The organism is Streptomyces sp. RLA123 (assembly GCF_056270165.1).
This window is the reverse complement of the sequence record NZ_JBWDOR010000003.1, coordinates 7,768,245-7,784,695: the sequence shown is the minus strand read 5'-3', so window position 1 is coordinate 7,784,695 and position 16,451 is coordinate 7,768,245. Positions and strand designations below refer to the sequence as shown.

Here is a 16,451-nt window from a genome sequence, read left to right as displayed (position 1 = left end):
GACGGGGCCCCGGGGGTACCGGGGGCGGCGGCTTCGTCGCCCCCCGATCCCGGCGGGCGCAACAACTGCCCCGACCGGTGCCCCACTCCGGACATCCGATGTTCCATGTAAGGACCATTTACATCAAGGACGGTGTTACCGGGACGGACCAACGTGTGCCCGATCTTGCACCTTGGCGCACTCGCGCCTCGCACCATCGGGACTTACATGTCTGATCTGCCTGAGTCGTCCGGCACCACGCACGACGCCTGCCACCACGCCGGCATCGGCCGCCGCGGGTTCCTCGGTCTCGCCGGCGGCACGCTCGCGACCGCCGGACTCGCCTCCCTGCTGGGTGCCGCGCCTGCGAACGCCGCACCGTCCGTCACCCCCGACGCGCCCCTGCGCTTCGCGCTCGTGACCGACACTCACGTGAACGTCGACTCGCCGCAGACGACCGTGTGGCTGACCCAGGTGTGGGCCTCGATCGCCGCCCGCACCCCGGATCTCGTCCTGCACTGCGGCGACATCACCGACACGGGCCGTCCCGACGAGTTCGAGCGCTACGCCGAGGTGCTGCCCGCGGCCCTCCACGGCAAGATGCACTACTCCCCCGGCAACCACGACGTACGGTGGGACCCGTCCGCCAAGGAGCAGTACCACAGCCACTTCGGCCCGTCGCCCTTCTCCTTCGACGCGGGCGGCGTGCACTTCGTCGGTTTCGACCCCACCCAGGTCCTGCAGGAGCCCGGGCACTTCGGCCCCGGCGGCCTGGAGTGGCTGGAGGCCGACCTCAAGCGCCTGCGCCCGGGCACGCCCGCGGTGCTCTTCCAGCACTTCCCGATGGGCAACACCTTCTACTACGTCGACGACCAGCCGGCCGTCCTCGACCTGCTCGCCGACTACGACGTCCGCGGCATCTTCGCCGGCCACATCCACAAGGAGGTCGTGAGCCGCTTCAACGGCCTCACCCAGATCGGCCTCAACGCGGTGCGCAACGGCGCCCTGTACTACTGGGTCGAGCGCACCGTGGCCGCCGACGGCACTCCCGTGCTGCGGGTGAGCCGGGTCAACGTGGCCGCCGACGGGACCGAGACCGAGGTGCCCGTCGCGGACATGCCGCTGGCCGGCGACGGCCTCGGCCGCCCGCAGCGCCCGCGCGGCGTCCGCCTGGGCACCGTCGCCGCCGGTCTGCTCCCGGTGTCCGTCCGGCTGGACGGGGATGCCCGCCCCGCCCAGGTCGCCGTCGACCTCTACCCGCAGACGATCTTCGGCGGCGCCGCCACCCCCGTCTGGAAGCCCCTCGCCCCCGAACCCGGTTCGGACCGGCGTTGGGAAGGCACCGTGGACGTCTCCTCGGTGGTCCCCGGCACCCAGCGGCTGCGCCTTCAGGTGACCGCGGCGGACGGCACCTGGTGGGAGGACACCGCCCTGTTCGAGGTGGCGCGCGGCGACGCCGACCCGAAGGCCCGCTGGGAGTACCAGCTGCCCGGCTCGGTCCAGGGCGGCATCGCCACGTTCGGCTCGGGCGACGAGCAGACCGCGGTCGTCGCGTCCAGCAGCGGCGACGTGGTGGCCCTGCGTCCGCGGCACCGCTCCTCCGCGACCCGCCTGTGGCACGCGCAGGTCGGACCGGTCTACCGCCGGCCCGCGGTCGACGCCGACTCCCGGACGGTCTTCGTCCCGTCGGCCGACCACCGGCTCTACGCCCTCGACGCCGCCGACGGCCGCCAGAAGTGGGCTTTCGACGCCGGGGCTCCGGTACTGAGCGCTCCCCTGGTGACCGAAGTCGGCGCCCAGGAGCGGGTGTTCGTCTCGGCCGGCCGCACGCTGTTCGCGCTGGACGCCGCGAGCGGAGGCGCCCTCTGGTCGGTGCCCGGCCGCGGCTTCTCCTCCGGACGTGCCGCGAGCGACGGCAGCCGCGTCTACACCGCGGCCGACGACGGCTTTGCCCGCGCCCACGACGCGGTGACCGGCGCGGCCCTGTGGTCGTTCTCCATGGCCACCGGCACCGAGAACCACATCGCGCTCTACAGCGGCTGGGACAACGTGGTCGCGGTCGGCGACGGCGTCGTGGTCGTCGGCTCGGTCTCCAGCTCCTGGGGGCTGGACGCGGCCACCGGTGCGCTGCGCTGGAAGCTGGCGGGCAGTGCCATGTACGCGCCGGCGCTGATCCTCGGCGACGGCACCGCGCTGTTCACGACGGAGACCGGGGTCATGTCCCGCGTCGAGCTGGCGACCGGGAAGGTGCGCTGGCAGACCAACCTGGCGGTCCGCGTCTTCAACGCCGGAGTGGTCGTCGCCGGCGGCGTGGCCTGGGCCCAGTCGGCGGACGGCAAGCTGCTCGGGGTCAAGCTGGACGACGGCACCCCGCAGGGCCGGCTGCAGCACAGCCTGGTGTACTGCTTCAGCACCCCGGCGATCGCCGGGGACGTCCTGGTCGTCGGCAACCAGAACGGCATGGTGACCGGCATCGAACTGCCGTAGCACGAGGTGACGTCCGGGCCCGTCCCCTGCGGGGGCGGGCCCGGAAGCGTCAGGCCCCCCGGCCCGAGCCGGCCGGCGCGCGTGCCGCGGGCGTGGCGCGTGCCGCGTGCCGCTGCGGTGAGAACGAGCCATCAAGTTCGGCGCCCCGCGCCGCGGCGAGAGCGGCGGCAGCGGACGCCGAAGGCTCCGGCGGGGAGGGGCGGGCGGGCGCTCGGCGACGGGCCCGGACGGTTCCGTGGGACGGAGACACCGGTCGTCGCACCCGGTCCGGCGTCGCCGCGGCCGACACGAATCCGGGGCGCGGCAGCGGGAAGCGGGGACGGGACCCGGTCACCGCGTGACGCCCGACCGAACGGGCTTCGGTGATGACAACGCGTCAATGTGCGGTACACGGTCGCTTGCCGTCCGGTGGCGTCTGGAACAAGCTTGCGGCGCTTCGCACACAGGCTCGACTCGGCGGCCCTGAGGCCGCCGTAGTCGCGCCTGCCGGTTGAACCACGGGTCACTGATCACTGTACGCGCCAATCACCAAGGGGGAACCATGTACGCAGGTCCACTGCGAAAATCTCTGGCCACCGCTACCGCCGCCTCCGGCCTCGCCCTGGCCACGATGTTCGCGGGTGCCGCGATCGCGCCGAGCACCGCCGCCGCCGACACCGGCGACCGCACGTCGACCGTCAGCTGCGCCTCGCTGTACGTCAACGACTCGGCGGGAGCCACCCACGCCCGGACACAGAGCTGCACGGTCACGTGGGGGAAGAACATCTTCGACGGCTCCTACTGGCAGACCGTGAAGTTCCAGCTGCTCGACGCCCGGACCGACGGCGTCTGCGCCCAGTCGAACGTCATCCTGTCACCCACCGGGGCCAGCGCGCAGGCCAGCGAGTGCAACGGTGTCTGGACGACGAAGACCGCGAACTTCAACGGCCGGGCGACGAACATCTTCATCCGGATCGCCTACGGCTCCAGCTCCACGTACGGCAAGATCAGCACCAACGTCACGCCGCCGTCCGGCTTCTGAGCACCGAGGGGGACGAGAGATGCGAACCACGCAACGGGCAAAGCTGGCGGCACTGGCGGTCGGCGTACTCGCCGTACCGGCAGGGCTGGTGGTGGGCACGGCAGGAGCGGCGTCGGCGAACGCCTCCTGCGGCCGGTCGGGAATCATCGCCGACGGCACCGACGTCAGGATGCCGGCCGGCGTCAGCGCGAACATCCGCAATGGCTCCAGTACCGCCTGCTCGGTCGTCGGCTGGGCGGACAACCAGGACGTCCTGATCTACTACTGCTGGACATCGGGCCAGAACGGGACCTGGACCTTCCTGTACGACCAGCACGACGACCGCCTCGGGTGGGTGAAGGACTCCCTGCTCCCCTACAACGGGTCGAACGTGTACTGCGGCTTCTGACCCGGCGACCGCCCGGGCCGGCTGTTGCACGCCACGGCCCTTGAACGACAACGACGTTGGCCCGCGCCGGTGCGCGGGCCTTCGTCAGGCCCGGCCGAGGGTCCCTGACTCTGCGTCGCCACGTACCCGTTGCTTCTTTTCGGAACGCAGCGTCAGGCTCCCGTAGCCGGCAAGTCCCAGGCCGACAGCGGTGAAGCCCGACGGCAGCAACAGCGCCTCGCTTCCGATGTCACGCTCAGCGACGACCCTCTCGGGATGATCAGCCTGGTAGACGACGGCCATGCGGTCGCCGTCACCGAGCATCTTCACGTTCGTGGTCGCGGGCAATCGGCCGGAGACCTCCCCACGCGCCGTGGTGAAGGCCACCCACAGGCGATTGTTCCCGGTGGACTCGCCACGCTCCCGGACGACTCCCACCGTGTGCACACCGTTCCGGAATTCAAGGGTGTCCCGCACCCTCATGGTCAGCAGCGTCACGCCGATGAGGAAGAACAGTCCCCCGCCCAAGACGTTCAGCAGTGGGTGTCGCAATCCGCCGCTGCTCTGCCCGGCGTTGGGAAAGGCGCCGGGGTCCCACCCGTGAACCGCCCGCATGCGTCCTGCCACGACCTCCCATTCAGGTCACGGTCGGACCGCGCGGGAGACCGCTCTCCGGAGGACGCCTTGGGATCAGGAGGCGGCGTCGTCCAGCAGGTGGGGCCCGTTGTTGCGGACGTTGTTGACCGCGGTGGAGACCGGGCGGGTGGCCAGGTGGCCGTCGGCGGGGGCGGTGAGAAGGGCGCGGAGTTCGTCGAGGTCCTGGTGCTCGGGGTCCAGCCAGGCGTCGTAGTCGGCGGCGCCGATGGTCAGCGGCATCCGCGGATGGACTCGGCCGGCGGCATCGGTGGCCTCGGTCGTGATGATGGTGCAGGTCGTCCACCACGCGCCGGGCTCGTCGTCTCCGGCGATCTCGCGGTCGCGCCAGAACTCGTACAGCCCCGCGAAAGCCATGCCGCGCCCGTGCCCGCCCTCCGGGCTGATGAAGTACGGCTGCTTGTGGGCCTTGGTCGTGTCGGTTGCCGGGACGGCCTGCCACTCGTAGAAGCCGTCGGCCGGCAGAAGGCAGCGGCGCTTGGCGAAGGCCCGGCGGTAGGCGGGCTTCTCGTGCACCGTCTCCACCCGCGCGTTGATCATCTTGGAGCCGACGCTCAGGCCCTTCGCCCAGGACGGCACCAGCCCCCACCGCAGCGCCCGCAACTGCCGCTCCAGCACACCGGTCCCCCGGTCTACGCCCTCCAGGACGGCCCACACGTCATTGGTCGGCGCCACGTTCCAGTTCGGCGCCACCAGGGCTTCCGGGTTCCACTCGGTGACCTGGAACTGCTGGACCAGGTCTTCGGGACGTCGTGTCGAGACGTAGCGGCCGCACATACCCCCACCCTGCCACGACGCTCGGACAGCGAAGGACGCAGGCGCGCCCGCGGTCCCGTGTCCGGGAAGCCGGTTCGACGTCGGCAGGTCAGTACCCGGTCGTGTTCAACCACCGCGGTGCCCCGACCACTTCGGCGCCGAAGTCCTCACAGTGCCTGATCAGCTCCCGGCCGGCGGGTGTGTCGAGCAGACCTTCGCTGGACGGCAGGGTGGGCAGAGCCTCGTGGCAGGCGAACTCGATGGCGAGGTTGCGGGAGGCGTCACACTGCAGGACGCCTCCCGCGAGCCGGCGTTCATTTCTGGAACTTGTAGCCGACCCCTCGGACGGTGAGGAGATGCCGCGGCCTTCCCGGGTCCGACTCGATCTTGACGCGCAGGCGCCGCATGTGGACATCGACGGTCTTGCCGTCGCCGAAATGGTCCGCACCCCACACCTGGTCCAGGATCTGCTGCTTGGTGAGAACGCGTCCGACGTTCTGCAACAGAAAACGCAGGAGGTCGAACTCCTTCAACGGAAAGTAGAGCTCCTTTCCGTTGACCACGGTGAGGTGCTGTTCGACGTCCATCCGGACAGGCCCCGCCTCGAGAACGTTCTCGTGGACCTGCTCCAGTTTGCCTCGGCCACGCAGCACGGCGCGGATGCGGGCAATGAGTTCGCGACTGGAGAACGGCTTGGTGACGTAGTCGTCCGCGCCCATTTCCAGTGCCACGACCTTGTCTATCTCACTGTCCTTGGCGGTGACCATGATCACTGGCACATTCGAGGTCTGACGAAGTCTGCGGCAGACCTCGAGTCCCGGGAATTCCGGGAGAATCCAGTCCAGGAGGATCATATCGGCGCCGTCGCTGCCGAACTGGCTCAGCGCGTCCGGGCCGGTGTCCGCGACGGCAACGTCGAATCCCTCCATGCGCAGCACGAGGGACAGGGCTTCGCTGATCGCCTCGTCGTCCTCGACGACAAGTATCCGGATCACGAGGACCTCCTGAGCCGGGGCAACTCGGCATGTCCGCCGGAGACCGGATATCGCGGCGCCGGCATCGCCGGGTCGCCCAACACGCCTCCCCTGACGCCTCGGTGACCTGCGACACGCTCAACCGCCCGGCAGCGGCGCGACCCACCAGGACCGCCCCGAACAGGAAGTGCTCCTCCCGTCGTCATACCACCGGCGCGATCAACGCCTTGCCCCTCCTCACCACCTAACCCGCTTGTCCCGCCTGCCCCATCGGCACCCCCGCGCCGCCGGCCCCGGCCGCACAGCGCGGCCCGACCCCCTCGTGCCCCCACCGCAACACTCCCGATCAATCCGCGTACGGCAATCATTCATTCATCAGTAAGCATAGGTTCACTCGATCGAGGTTACCGAAGGGCATGCACTCGACCCCTTCGTCTGACTGAAACGTCTCAAGGTGTACAGACACGCACAACGCGGACGCCGGAGTTCCATGTTCCGAGCATTGACAGGTATGCGACAGTAAGGTTTCCTTTCAATCCGGTGGCCACCCCTGTCCCACACGTTCGGACTTTCTCCAACGATCGGAAGAGGTGACCCATGACGCGTACTCGTTTTCGGCTGGGCCTCGCGGCCCTCGGCGTCGCCGCGGCCACGCTGACCGCGACGGTCGGCGTCGGCGCGACCGCATCGAACGCCGCCGGAGCCGCGCAGGCCGTGGCGGCCGCGGGCCCGACCGCGGCCCAGCTGCTGGCCAAGGCACAGAGCTGTACACCGGCCTCGAACGGCAAATACGCCACCGACGACGGCGAAGCCGCGACCGTGCAGATCTGCAAGAACGGTTCCGCGTACACCTGGACGTCGGACATGGACATCGACTGCGACGGCATCGGCACGACGCACTGCAACGCGGCGACCGACCCCTGGTACCAGCCGCAGACGTCCTTCGAGACCTCCACCGGTCAGTCCTTCACCTCGGAGACCACCCACTACTACGTCGTGCCGCTGCCGAGCAGCCGCTTCAACTACCAGTCCGCGGGCATCTCGCCGGGCAGCGTGGCGGCCGTGGTCTACAACGGCAACGTCGTCTACGCCACCTTCGCCGACGAGGGCCCGGACAACATCATCGGCGAGGGTTCGTACGCGCTGGCCACGGCGCTCGGCATCGACCCCAACCCCGCCACCGGCGGCACCGCGGGCCCCGTGACGTTCATCGTGTTCCCCGGAAAGGTGGCCGGCCCGATCGAGAGCAACACCGCGATCGACAACGTGGGCTCGTCCGCGGCCACCACCTGGGTCGGCGGCACCACGCCTCCCCCCGGCGGCACCGGGCCGATCCGTTCCGGGTACGCCGGCAAGTGCGTGGACATCGCAGGCGCGGCCACCACCAACGGCACCGCGGTCCAGCTCTACGACTGCAACGGCACCGGCGCCCAGAACTGGACCGTCGGCAGTGACGGCACCTTGCGGGCGCTCGGCAAGTGCATGGACGTGGTCGCCGCCGGCACCGCCAACGGCACCAAGGTGGACCTGTACGACTGCAACGGCACCGGGTCGCAGGTCTGGCAGAAGTCCGGCAGCACGCTGGTGAACCCGCAGTCCGGCAAGTGCCTGGACGCCACCGGGCCGAGCTCGGCCAACGGAACCCGCCTGCAGATCTGGAGCTGTGCCGGCTCCGCCAACCAGCAGTGGGCACTGCCCTCCTGACGTTATTTCAGGGCAGAGAACCTGCCGGGCTTCGCATGCCGCCCGCCGGCCGGGCGGCCCTCCGGCCGGACACGCGTCACCAGTAGGGCCTCCCGTGCGGCTCGGGGTCGTCGAGCACCCCGGGAGGCCCTGCGTACGGAGCGCACGAAGCCGGCCGCCCGCGCCGCGGCACACGACGCCGGCACGGTGGTCCCCGTCACACGGCCACTGCCGCTGCCGCTCTGCCCGGGGAAGCGGAGCCGGCAGGTAAACTCTTGGCGAGCAGCGCCATCGCCCGGGCGCCGGCGCCCGGCGCCGGCACGCACGAAGCACCCGGGACCCGCGCCGAAGGGACGGGGCCGCCCGCTGCCGATCACCGTCTTGTCTTCGGCTCGTTCTGGCGACTCCCCGGCCGCACCGTCCATCCGGGAATGCCTCGATGCGCCCCGTCGAGGAAAGGTTCCCCATGGACCGTTCGCCCCGCAACGACCACCGCTCCGGCCAGTCGGGGCGTTCCCGCCCGCAGGTCCCCGGCCGCTCCGGCGGCACGGGCCGCCCCGCGGCTGTGCAAGGCGAATTCGCGGCGCCCCAGACGGTCACCCCCGGCCTGCCGCCGGTCGCGGCGTTCACGGAGCTGGGACTCCCGTCGCCCCTGCTCAAGACCCTGGCCGACCTCGGCGTGGACGAACCGTTCCCCATCCAGGCGGCCACGCTGCCGAACGCGCTGGCCGGCCGGGACGTCCTGGGCCGGGGGCGCACCGGCTCCGGCAAGACCCTGGCCTTCGGCCTGGCACTGCTGGCCCGCACCGCCGGACAGCGTGCCGAGCCCAAGCGGCCCCGTGCCCTGGTCCTGGTGCCCACGCGGGAGCTGGCCCAGCAGGTCACGGAGGCGCTCACCCCTTACGCCCGGTCGCTGGACCTCAGGCTCGCCACCGTGGTCGGCGGCCTGTCGATCGGCCGGCAGGTCAGCGCGATCAGGGCCGGGGCAGAGGTCGTCGTCGCCACGCCGGGGCGCCTGAGCGACCTCGTCGCACGCCGTGACGCCCATCTGGACCAGGTGCGGATCACGGTCCTGGACGAGGCCGACCAGATGGCCGACATGGGCTTCATGCCGCAGGTGACCGAGCTCCTGGACCTGGTGCGCCCCGGTGGCCAGCGGATGCTGTTCTCCGCGACCCTCGACCGCAACATCGACCTCCTGGTCCGCCGCTACCTGGCCGATCCGGTGGTGCACTCGGTCGACCCGGCGGCCGCGACCGTCGTCGCCATGGAGCACCACGTGCTGTACGTCCACGCCGCCGACAAGTTCGCCGCCGCCACGGAGATCGCCGCCCGGGACGGCCGGGTGATCATGTTCCTGGACACCAAGCACGCGGTCGACCAGTTCACCCGGCACCTGGAGGGTTCCGGGGTGCCGGCGGTGGGCCTGCACAGCGGGAAGTCCCAGCCGCAGCGCACGCGGGCCCTCGCCCGGTTCAAGGCAGGCGAGGTGACGACCCTGGTGGCCACCGACGTCGCCGCCCGCGGCATCCACATCGACGATCTGGACCTCGTGGTGAACGTCGATCCCCCCGCCGAGGCCAAGGACTACCTCCACCGCGGTGGCCGGACCGCCCGCGCCGGCCGGTCCGGCACGGTGGTGACTCTCGTCACCTCCCACCAGCGCAGTGACATGACCAGGCTCATGTCCGACGCGGGCATCCGCCCCACGATCACCCAGGTACGTTCCGGTGAGGCGGCGCTGAGCCGGATCACCGGGGCCCAGGCACCGTCCGGTGTCCCCGTCCCCGGCGCCCAGCCCGTGAACGCGCCGGCTCGTGGCGGTGCCCCCTTCCGCGGCCTGGGTTCGCGCCCCGGCCGGGAGTCGCGCAAGACCACCGAGGCCCGCCAGATGGCCGCCGCCCGTGAGGCCGCCCGGATCCGCCGGGGCAACTGACCGCAAGCCCGGGTCGGCGGCCCGGCCCGGGGTGCGTGTCGGCCGGCCTGCCGCGCCAGGTGAGGAGGGATCAGGTCACTTCGCTACCGCACGAGTTGCTCGTCCTCCCGTCGGCAGAATGACCCGGGCAGACGCGCCGGCGGCAACTCCCGGCAGGGGTGCGGTCTTGGCCGCGCCGCCACGGCGCGGTACGGTTTGCCGGATACGACGACGGCATGGCGGAAGCCGGTGAGAACCCGGGACGGTCGCGCCACTGTGAACCAGGCAAGCCCTCAGGGGCGGAACGTCTGGTGAGTCAGACCCGCAGCCGACGTCCTGTGCACCACCGAGATGGGACGCGAACTCCCGAGGAGGACCTGCCATGGCGCAGCCTGTCGCCCAGCCGCCAGTCACCACCCCCGTCATCCCGGCCAAACTGCCGTTGAAGGACATCGCCCCGTGGGCGGTCTTCATCGGCGTTCTCATGCTGATCCTCCTCTACTTCGTCGGCGCCGAGCAGGGCGCCACCTCCGTCGTCAACGGCGCGGACGTCCACGAGTGGGTCCACGACGCCCGCCACCTGCTCGGCTTCCCCTGCCACTGACGAGGACCCCGCGCTCCCATGAACTCCGCAACCGTGAGAAATCTCCTCGTCCGCGGCATGCTCGCCGGTCTGACGGCGGGTGTACTCGCGCTCCTTGTCGGCTACTTCCTCGGCGAACCCAGTGTCGACAACGCCATCGGCTTCGAGGAGGCGCACGCCCCGGCACACGAGCACGAGGTCGAACTCGTCAGCCGACACCTGCAGTCCACCGCGGGCCTGGCCACCGGCGTCCTCCTCTACGGCGTCGCCTTCGGCGGGATCGCCGCACTGGCCTACTGCTTCGCGCTCGGCCGCGTCGGCCGCTTCTCGGCCCGTGCGACCGCCCTGCTGCTGTCGGGCTGCGCTCTGCTGGCGGTGTACGTCGTCCCGTTCCTCAAGTACCCGGCCAACCCGCCGTCGGTGGGTGACGCCGACACCATCGGCAAGCGCACGACCTTGTACTTCCTGATGATGCTGCTCAGCGTGCTGCTGGCGATCGCCGCCGTGATCCTCGGCAAGCGGCTCGCGCCCCGTCTGGGCACCTGGTACGCCACGGTCGCCGTGGTCGCGGCGTTCGTCGTCGCCATCGGACTGGCCTACGCCTTCCTGCCGGTCGTCAACGAGGTGCCCGCGGACTTCCCGGCCGCCCTGCTGTGGCGGTTCCGCCTGTCCGCCCTGGCCATGCAGGTGACGCTGTGGGGCGGCTTCGGCCTCCTCTTCGGCGAGCTCGCACAACGCCTGCTGGCCCCCCGTTCCGCTCCGTCCGCGCCCGGCCGGGCGGTGCCTGCGGCGAACTGAGGTCCCACCGCTCGAGAGGGCCCGCGGAGACCATCCGCGGGCCCTTCGCGTTTTCGTGTCCCGCATGGGACCGCGTCCCCCGAAAGAGACCCGCCTACCGGGTCAGCGGTGGGACAGCCGCCGTCTGCGCATCACCCGTTCCGCCAGGAAGACGTTGACGATCGCGGCACACGTCAGCACCACCACGTTCAGCGTCGCACTGCCGGTGCTCAGCCACTCCGCTTCGTCACCGCCCGGCCCGGCGACGGGGAACCAGATCCCGCCGATCGCCGAGATCAGCGCGTAGCCTCCGTACATCGCCGGCAGCGCCACGGCACCCGACGGCAGGGTCAGTGCGACCGCCGCCAGGTAGTAGAACGCTTGCTCATGGACAGCCCCCGCCACGGCGAGACTCCCGGTCAACAGCACATACGCCACTGCCGCGGATCTCCCGACCATGCGCCTCATCTTCCGCCCCCACCGTGCGCGCCTCGGCCCCGGACCATGGTAGGGCGGGCACGGCGCCCCCGGAACACCGTCGGTACGGCATCCCGGGGCGCGGGGTCAGCGGAGCGGCGGCGAGCGGCTATTCGGCGTGCTGCTCGGTGCGCCTCTTCTGTGTGGGCCTGCCGGTGGGACATGCCGCGTTAGGCGCGAGGAAGGGCAAGGAGCTGGTCAAGGAAGGGCAAGGCAGACAGGCGGCGGACCAGCGGGCGAGGGGCGATCTACCCGAAGGTGAAGGCGAAGGCCGCGATCCCCGGGGCCGGCCGGATCTCCAGGCGCGCCTGGTGTGTCCGGTCCCGGTCGACCAGGGTGTAGAGCGTGGGGGTCCCGTGGACCTGGACCGTCCTGACGGGCTTCCCGTCCTCCGTCACCCGCACGGGGCCGTTGCCGCCCAGGACGAGATAGACCTTCTTCGCACGGTAGTTCAGGGCCAGGCTCGCGTCCTTCCCGGCGGTGAAGTGCTCGTAGCCCGCGGTCCAGGTGCCGTTCAGGGCGATCCCGTCCTGAGGAACGGCCGAGGGGTAGTGGTAGACCTTGGCGCGGTCGTCGACGAGGGGGTCTCCGACGTAGCCGCGGATGCGCAGGTTGCTGAGGTAGGTCTCGGGGGTGCGCTGCGCGGTGAGGTCGGCGGTGGCGGCGCTGGTGCGTTCGGGCAGCCGGACGGTGGGGCGGGCCTGCCGCAGCAGGTTCCGGATGAAATCCTCGGTCCGGTCGTAGCGTCCTTCGCCGAACGTGAAGTAGCGCACGGTGCCGTGCGCGTCGATCAGGTACTTGGCGGGCCAGAAGCGGTTGCGGTAGTTGTTCCAGGTGGTCAGCTTGTTGTCGAGGGCCACCGGATAGCCGACGCCCAGCTTCCTGGCCTGGTCGGCGACGTTGCCCGGGTCCTTCTCGAAGGCGAACTCCGGTGAGTGGACCCCGATCACCCGCAGCCCGGCCTCCCGGTACGCGCGGTCCCATGCCTTGATGTGGGGCAGGCTGCGCTGGCAGTTGACGCAGGAGTAGGTCCAGAAGTCGATCAGGACGACGTGACCGCGCAGCGCGGCGAGGCTCACGGGTTTGCCGTCGGGCGTGTTCAGCCACTTCGTGATGCCGTCGATGGCCGGCGCCTTGCCGCAGGAGCGCAGTTGGTTCACGCCGTCCTCGCAGCGGGAGAGGTCCTTGTTGGAGTCGTCGTACAGTCCGGACAGCCGCCGGCGCGCCGTGCCGTTGTCCTCGATCTTCTTCTGGGCGGCGGAGGTCCAGTCGGGCAGCGCGCGCTGGACGGCGTCGGTGGCGTTGAACGCCAGCGCGCAGGCCAGCACGACCATGAGGCCTCCGGCGGCGATCCGCAGCTTGCGCGCCCTGGCGCGGAACGCGGTCACGCGCTGGGCGACCCGGCGTCCGGCCAGGGCGAACGCCAGCAGGGGCAGCGCGGTGCCCCCGGCGAAGGAGAGGGTCAGCGCGACGATGTCGGCGCTGACCTCACCGCGCGCCCCGGCGACGGTGATCGCCGCCAGGACCGGCCCGGCGCAGGGCACGTACAGCAGGCCCAGACCCAGACCGAGCGCGAAGGCGCTGCCCTCCTTGTTGACCTGACGCTGCGGAATCCGCGAGAACGGTTTCTCCAGCAGTCGCTCGACGGGTGGGAAGACCAGACCGAGCGCGATCGTCACGAGGAGCGTGAGCCCCACGTACCGCAGGATGTCGTCGGGCAGTCCGAGGGCGGAGATCAGCGTCACCCCGAGCAGGGTGAAGAAGCTGAAGCTGAGGACGAGCCCGGCGACCACCGCGTGCGGGCGCAGATTGCGCGGCGCCGCCGGCGTGCCCCTTCCCGCACCGGGCCGCCCTGCGCCGGCAGGCGGTGGAGGGCCCGTCCCCGTCTGTCCGGACGCCGCTGCCGCACCGGTCCCGCCGGCCAGGAAGACCACCGGGAGCACCGGCAGGATGCACGGCGAGACAGCGGTGATCAGCCCACCGAGCAGACCGATCGGAATCAACGTCAGCATGAGAACCCTCCGCACAGTGGGAGGCCGGCGTACCCGCCCTCCACACGAGGCATTCGTCACGACGCCGCGCCGGGATTGGACCGATCCCGGCCGGGCCGTCCGGCTGCCCGCCGACCGGCGGCCCGGAGCCGGCGCCGCGGCGACAAGGGCGCGGCGACAAGGCGGCATCAAATCTCCTGCCGCAAGCAGTTCTCCGGAACCGTACGAAACCGAGGCCTTCGACGCTCCTGATCCGACATCGCTCGGCATCCGCTTGCGCTGTCTCCTCAGCACCGATGACTGGGCACTGGCCCGGCCCGGTGGGGGGTGCGCCGCGCGGCTCGGTATGCGGCCGGTCATGGTCCCCGGCCCTCACGACGGCATCATCACGCACCCCGGAGAAATAGCCCGGGGCGTTCTCGAATTCGTCCTTTGACCCACGGTGTCGCCGAGACCCGGTCCCCCGGACCGTGCGGCAGGGCAGGGCGGCGTCAGAGTCCGTGCGCCGGGCGACAGGGAAGCGTACCGGAGGGGCGCGCCGGGCCATGAGGGACACCTGCGGTGACATGATGGCTACGCGGTGCCCCGATACGCTGGTCACCGCCCCTGGCTACCGCCCCGGGCAGGGGGCCGGGGACAACGCTTCGGCCCCGGGAACGGAAAGGCTCGTGGTGCGGGAAAATGGTGGGATGCGGCAGGCGGCGGTCCTCGACGTAGGCTGCCACAGCGCCCTGTTGACGGTGGTGCGGCGGTCGGAGGACGGCGTGCTGGAGCCGGTGTTCTCCCACAAGGTGCGGTTGGGACTCCACCAGAGCCTCGGCCCGGAGGGCCGGTTGCGTCAGTCGGGGGTCAGGACCGTGGAGGAGGCGGTGGCCGAGGTGGTCGCCGCGCACCCGATGCTGCGGCTGCCGGAGGTCTTCGCGTTCGCCACGTCCGTGATCCGGGACGCGCCCAACTGTGACGACGTCATCGAACGGGTGGCGGACAGCACCGGCGTGCGTCTGCGGGTGCTGTCCGGCAAGGAGGAGGCGCGGCTCGCCTATGCGGCCGCCCGCCGCTGGGCGGGCCCGGTCACCGGCCCGCTGCTCGTCCTGGACATCGGCGGCGGCACCGTGGAGATCGCCTCCGGTACCGACGCCCGGCCCAGCACGGTGCACTCGCTGCCGCTGGGCGCCCGCACGGTCACCCGGAAGCACCTGCCCGACGGCACCGCTCCTTCCGAGGGACAACTGGCCGAGGTACGGCAGGAACTGCGCCGGCAGCTGAGCACCGTGCCCGGACTGCCCCGCGCCGAACCGGGCGGACAAGTGCTCGCCTGCTCCAAGACCTTCATGCAGCTCGCCCGGCTCGCCACCGGCCAGAACAAGCCCACGCGCACGCCCGAGCGACTGACGCTGCCCGCACTGCGTGACGCGATCCCGCTGCTGGCGGCCGCGACCCCGGGCGGGCCCGACAAGCTGCCCGGCATCTCCGCGCACCGCTCCGGACAGTCCCTGGCCGGAGCCCTCGTGGCCGAGGCGCTGATGGAAGCCTGCGAAGCGGGCAGCGTGACGATCTGCCCCTGGTCCACCCGCGAGGGGCTGCTGCTCGAACGCCTCGGCAACCCGTCCGGCGGCTGACGCCGGGCGGCGCGGCCCGGGTCGTCCGGAGTGCTCCCGTCACGGCTCCGCTCAGCGGCGGGCCACTCCTCGGCGAGGAGCCGGAAGGGAACGCACCCGGTCGTCGTGTCCGTGCCTGATGGTGGTGACGATCAGCTCGTCGGCCCCGGTGGCCTCCTGGAGTTGTTCGAGCCGGTCGGCGACGCGCCGCGGGGCGCCGGCGAACCGGGTCTCCAGCCGGTCGGCCACCAGGGCCCGGTCCTCCTCCGTCCAGACCTGGGCGCGAGCCTGTCCCGGGGTGGGGAACTCGATGGCACCCTCGGCGGTACGGATGCTGCGGACCCAGGGAGCGCAGCCGGTGGCGAGCTCGCGGGCGGTCGCGTCGTCCTCGGCGACGACAACATCGGCGGAGACGCTGATGTACGGCTTGTCGAGCACCTCCGACAGCTGGAGCGCGGCTCGGTAACCATCCGCGGCCCCCAGCACGGTGCCGGGGCCGCTCACGGCCTATGTGCACCGGCTCGCCCGGCACCCGGGCTTCCGTACCCGGCAAGTTCACCCGGGCCGCTGAGTCCCGGGTGCCCATGTCACCACGCGGCGCCCGGTGTCTCAGGCCTCCTCGGCCGGAAGGGCGTACAGCCCGGGGAGGTTGACCACGATCGCCTCCTGGGTGCTGCGGGCGATGACGACCACGGCCTCCTCCGCGGGGTCGGGGTTCTCCTCCCGGTGCGGCACGAACGGGGGGACGAAGATGTAGTCGCCCGGTGAGGCCCGCAGCCGCACCTCACCGGGCTCCTCGCCGGAGTCGTCGAGGAAGACGAACTCGGGGTGCCCGCTCACCACGTAGATGGCGGTCTCGGACTCGCCGTGGTGGTGGTCGGAGGACGATGTCGCGGGGGCCACGTGGGTCTGCCCCATCCACAGCTTCTCGGAGCCCACCGTCTTCCCGCTGACGGCGGCGAACCTGCGCATACCGCCGGTCTGCGCCGTCCCGTCGTCCAGGGAGTCCGCACGGACGTGGTGGAGCCGGGTGCGCAGGGGTGTCGCCCGCTGCTCGGAGGTGTCGTGGAGATGGGGGTGGAAGCCCTCACCGGGGGTCGTCGACGGCTCGCTCATGCCGGGACGGTAGAGCTGCCCGGAAAAGGATGTCAAGAAGTGTCCATTGCCCGTCACCTGCGGCAATACTGCC

At 71.2% G+C, this 16,451-nt stretch carries 14 protein-coding genes and 1 pseudogene; 8 read left to right on the top strand and 7 right to left on the bottom strand.

The window, feature by feature from the left end; genetic code table 11:
- Positions 1-207: 207 nt before the first annotated feature.
- From RV983_RS35585 to RV983_RS35575, 3 genes are all read left to right on the top strand, one after another.
- Positions 208-2,466: an outer membrane protein assembly factor BamB family protein gene (locus RV983_RS35585; protein WP_475989835.1), complete on the top strand. Its 2,259-nt coding sequence runs from the start codon at positions 208-210 to the stop codon at positions 2,464-2,466.
- Between the two features lie 541 nt (positions 2,467-3,007).
- Positions 3,008-3,487 (top strand): hypothetical protein, encoded by a 480-nt coding sequence (locus RV983_RS35580; protein WP_475989834.1) that lies wholly within the window; start codon positions 3,008-3,010, stop codon positions 3,485-3,487.
- Between the two features lie 19 nt (positions 3,488-3,506).
- Entirely contained in the window at positions 3,507-3,875 is a 369-nt protein-coding gene (locus tag RV983_RS35575) for an SH3 domain-containing protein (protein ID WP_475989833.1), read from the top strand.
- 84 nt (positions 3,876-3,959) lie between these two features.
- On the opposite strand, the gene RV983_RS35570 is transcribed toward RV983_RS35575, so the two are convergent.
- The 3 genes from RV983_RS35570 to RV983_RS35560 all read right to left on the bottom strand — a co-directional run bounded on the left by RV983_RS35570 (position 3,960) and on the right by RV983_RS35560 (position 6,259).
- Positions 3,960-4,481, bottom strand: coding sequence for a hypothetical protein (locus tag RV983_RS35570; RefSeq protein WP_475989832.1), 522 nt, complete (start codon positions 4,479-4,481; stop codon positions 3,960-3,962).
- 63 nt (positions 4,482-4,544) lie between these two features.
- Entirely contained in the window at positions 4,545-5,285 is a 741-nt protein-coding gene (locus RV983_RS35565) for an SOS response-associated peptidase (RefSeq protein WP_475989831.1), read from the bottom strand.
- 293 nt (positions 5,286-5,578) lie between these two features.
- Positions 5,579-6,259, bottom strand: a complete 681-nt coding sequence (locus RV983_RS35560) for a response regulator (protein WP_475989830.1) — start codon at positions 6,257-6,259, stop codon at positions 5,579-5,581.
- Positions 6,260-6,835: 576 nt separating this feature from the next.
- Between RV983_RS35560 and RV983_RS35555 the strand changes: the two genes are divergently transcribed.
- The 4 genes from RV983_RS35555 (at position 6,836) to RV983_RS35540 (ending at position 11,217) form a co-directional block, all read left to right on the top strand.
- Positions 6,836-7,942 (top strand): ricin-type beta-trefoil lectin domain protein, encoded by a 1,107-nt coding sequence (locus tag RV983_RS35555; RefSeq protein WP_475989829.1) that lies wholly within the window; start codon positions 6,836-6,838, stop codon positions 7,940-7,942.
- 445 nt (positions 7,943-8,387) lie between these two features.
- A complete protein-coding gene (locus tag RV983_RS35550; RefSeq protein ID WP_475989828.1) occupies positions 8,388-9,857 on the top strand; it encodes a DEAD/DEAH box helicase in 1,470 nt (489 codons plus the stop codon).
- A 361-nt stretch (positions 9,858-10,218) separates the two neighbouring features.
- Entirely contained in the window at positions 10,219-10,440 is a 222-nt protein-coding gene (locus tag RV983_RS35545; protein ID WP_389255346.1) for a CbtB domain-containing protein, read from the top strand.
- Between the two features lie 18 nt (positions 10,441-10,458).
- Positions 10,459-11,217 carry a CbtA family protein gene (locus RV983_RS35540; RefSeq protein WP_475989827.1) on the top strand — a complete coding sequence of 253 codons (759 nt, stop codon included), beginning with the start codon at positions 10,459-10,461 and terminating at the stop codon, positions 11,215-11,217.
- Positions 11,218-11,319: 102 nt separating this feature from the next.
- Here RV983_RS35540 and RV983_RS35535 read toward each other — a convergent pair whose 3' ends face one another.
- Both RV983_RS35535 and RV983_RS35530 read right to left on the bottom strand, forming a co-directional pair.
- On the bottom strand, positions 11,320-11,655 hold the full coding sequence (locus RV983_RS35535; protein WP_475989826.1) for a hypothetical protein: 336 nt from the start codon (positions 11,653-11,655) through the stop codon (positions 11,320-11,322).
- Between the two features lie 266 nt (positions 11,656-11,921).
- Positions 11,922-13,685 (bottom strand): redoxin domain-containing protein, encoded by a 1,764-nt coding sequence (locus RV983_RS35530; protein ID WP_475989825.1) that lies wholly within the window; start codon positions 13,683-13,685, stop codon positions 11,922-11,924.
- Positions 13,686-14,353: 668 nt separating this feature from the next.
- Here RV983_RS35530 and RV983_RS35525 point away from each other — a divergent pair.
- Positions 14,354-15,283 carry a Ppx/GppA phosphatase family protein gene (locus RV983_RS35525; protein WP_475989824.1) on the top strand — a complete coding sequence of 310 codons (930 nt, stop codon included), beginning with the start codon at positions 14,354-14,356 and terminating at the stop codon, positions 15,281-15,283.
- A gap of 62 nt (positions 15,284-15,345) precedes the next feature.
- On the opposite strand, the pseudogene RV983_RS35520 reads toward RV983_RS35525, so the two are convergent.
- Together RV983_RS35520 and RV983_RS35515 are read right to left on the bottom strand one after the other, a co-directional pair.
- Positions 15,346-15,757, bottom strand: a pseudogene (locus tag RV983_RS35520) (LLM class flavin-dependent oxidoreductase); the annotation flags it as partial.
- A gap of 114 nt (positions 15,758-15,871) precedes the next feature.
- Complete coding sequence (locus RV983_RS35515) at positions 15,872-16,378, bottom strand: cupin domain-containing protein (RefSeq protein ID WP_475989823.1); 507 nt, start codon at positions 16,376-16,378, stop codon at positions 15,872-15,874.
- Positions 16,379-16,451 lie beyond the last annotated feature (73 nt).

Bases quoted from the DNA above. Each gene is read 5' to 3' on its own strand.
- RV983_RS35580 (WP_475989834.1), top strand. From the start codon at position 3,008: ATGTACGCAGGTCCACTGCGAAAATCTCTGGCCACCGCTACCGCCGCC.
- RV983_RS35530 (WP_475989825.1), bottom strand. From the start codon at position 13,685: ATGCTGACGTTGATTCCGATCGGTCTGCTCGGTGGGCTGATCACCGCT.
- RV983_RS35525 (WP_475989824.1), top strand. From the start codon at position 14,354: ATGCGGCAGGCGGCGGTCCTCGACGTAGGCTGCCACAGCGCCCTGTTG.
- RV983_RS35575 (WP_475989833.1), top strand. From the start codon at position 3,507: ATGCGAACCACGCAACGGGCAAAGCTGGCGGCACTGGCGGTCGGCGTA.
- RV983_RS35540 (WP_475989827.1), top strand. From the start codon at position 10,459: ATGAACTCCGCAACCGTGAGAAATCTCCTCGTCCGCGGCATGCTCGCC.
- RV983_RS35545 (WP_389255346.1), top strand. From the start codon at position 10,219: ATGGCGCAGCCTGTCGCCCAGCCGCCAGTCACCACCCCCGTCATCCCG.
- RV983_RS35555 (WP_475989829.1), top strand. From the start codon at position 6,836: ATGACGCGTACTCGTTTTCGGCTGGGCCTCGCGGCCCTCGGCGTCGCC.
- RV983_RS35515 (WP_475989823.1), bottom strand. From the start codon at position 16,378: ATGAGCGAGCCGTCGACGACCCCCGGTGAGGGCTTCCACCCCCATCTC.
- RV983_RS35535 (WP_475989826.1), bottom strand. From the start codon at position 11,655: ATGGTCGGGAGATCCGCGGCAGTGGCGTATGTGCTGTTGACCGGGAGT.
- RV983_RS35585 (WP_475989835.1), top strand. From the start codon at position 208: ATGTCTGATCTGCCTGAGTCGTCCGGCACCACGCACGACGCCTGCCAC.
- RV983_RS35565 (WP_475989831.1), bottom strand. From the start codon at position 5,285: ATGTGCGGCCGCTACGTCTCGACACGACGTCCCGAAGACCTGGTCCAG.
- RV983_RS35550 (WP_475989828.1), top strand. From the start codon at position 8,388: ATGGACCGTTCGCCCCGCAACGACCACCGCTCCGGCCAGTCGGGGCGT.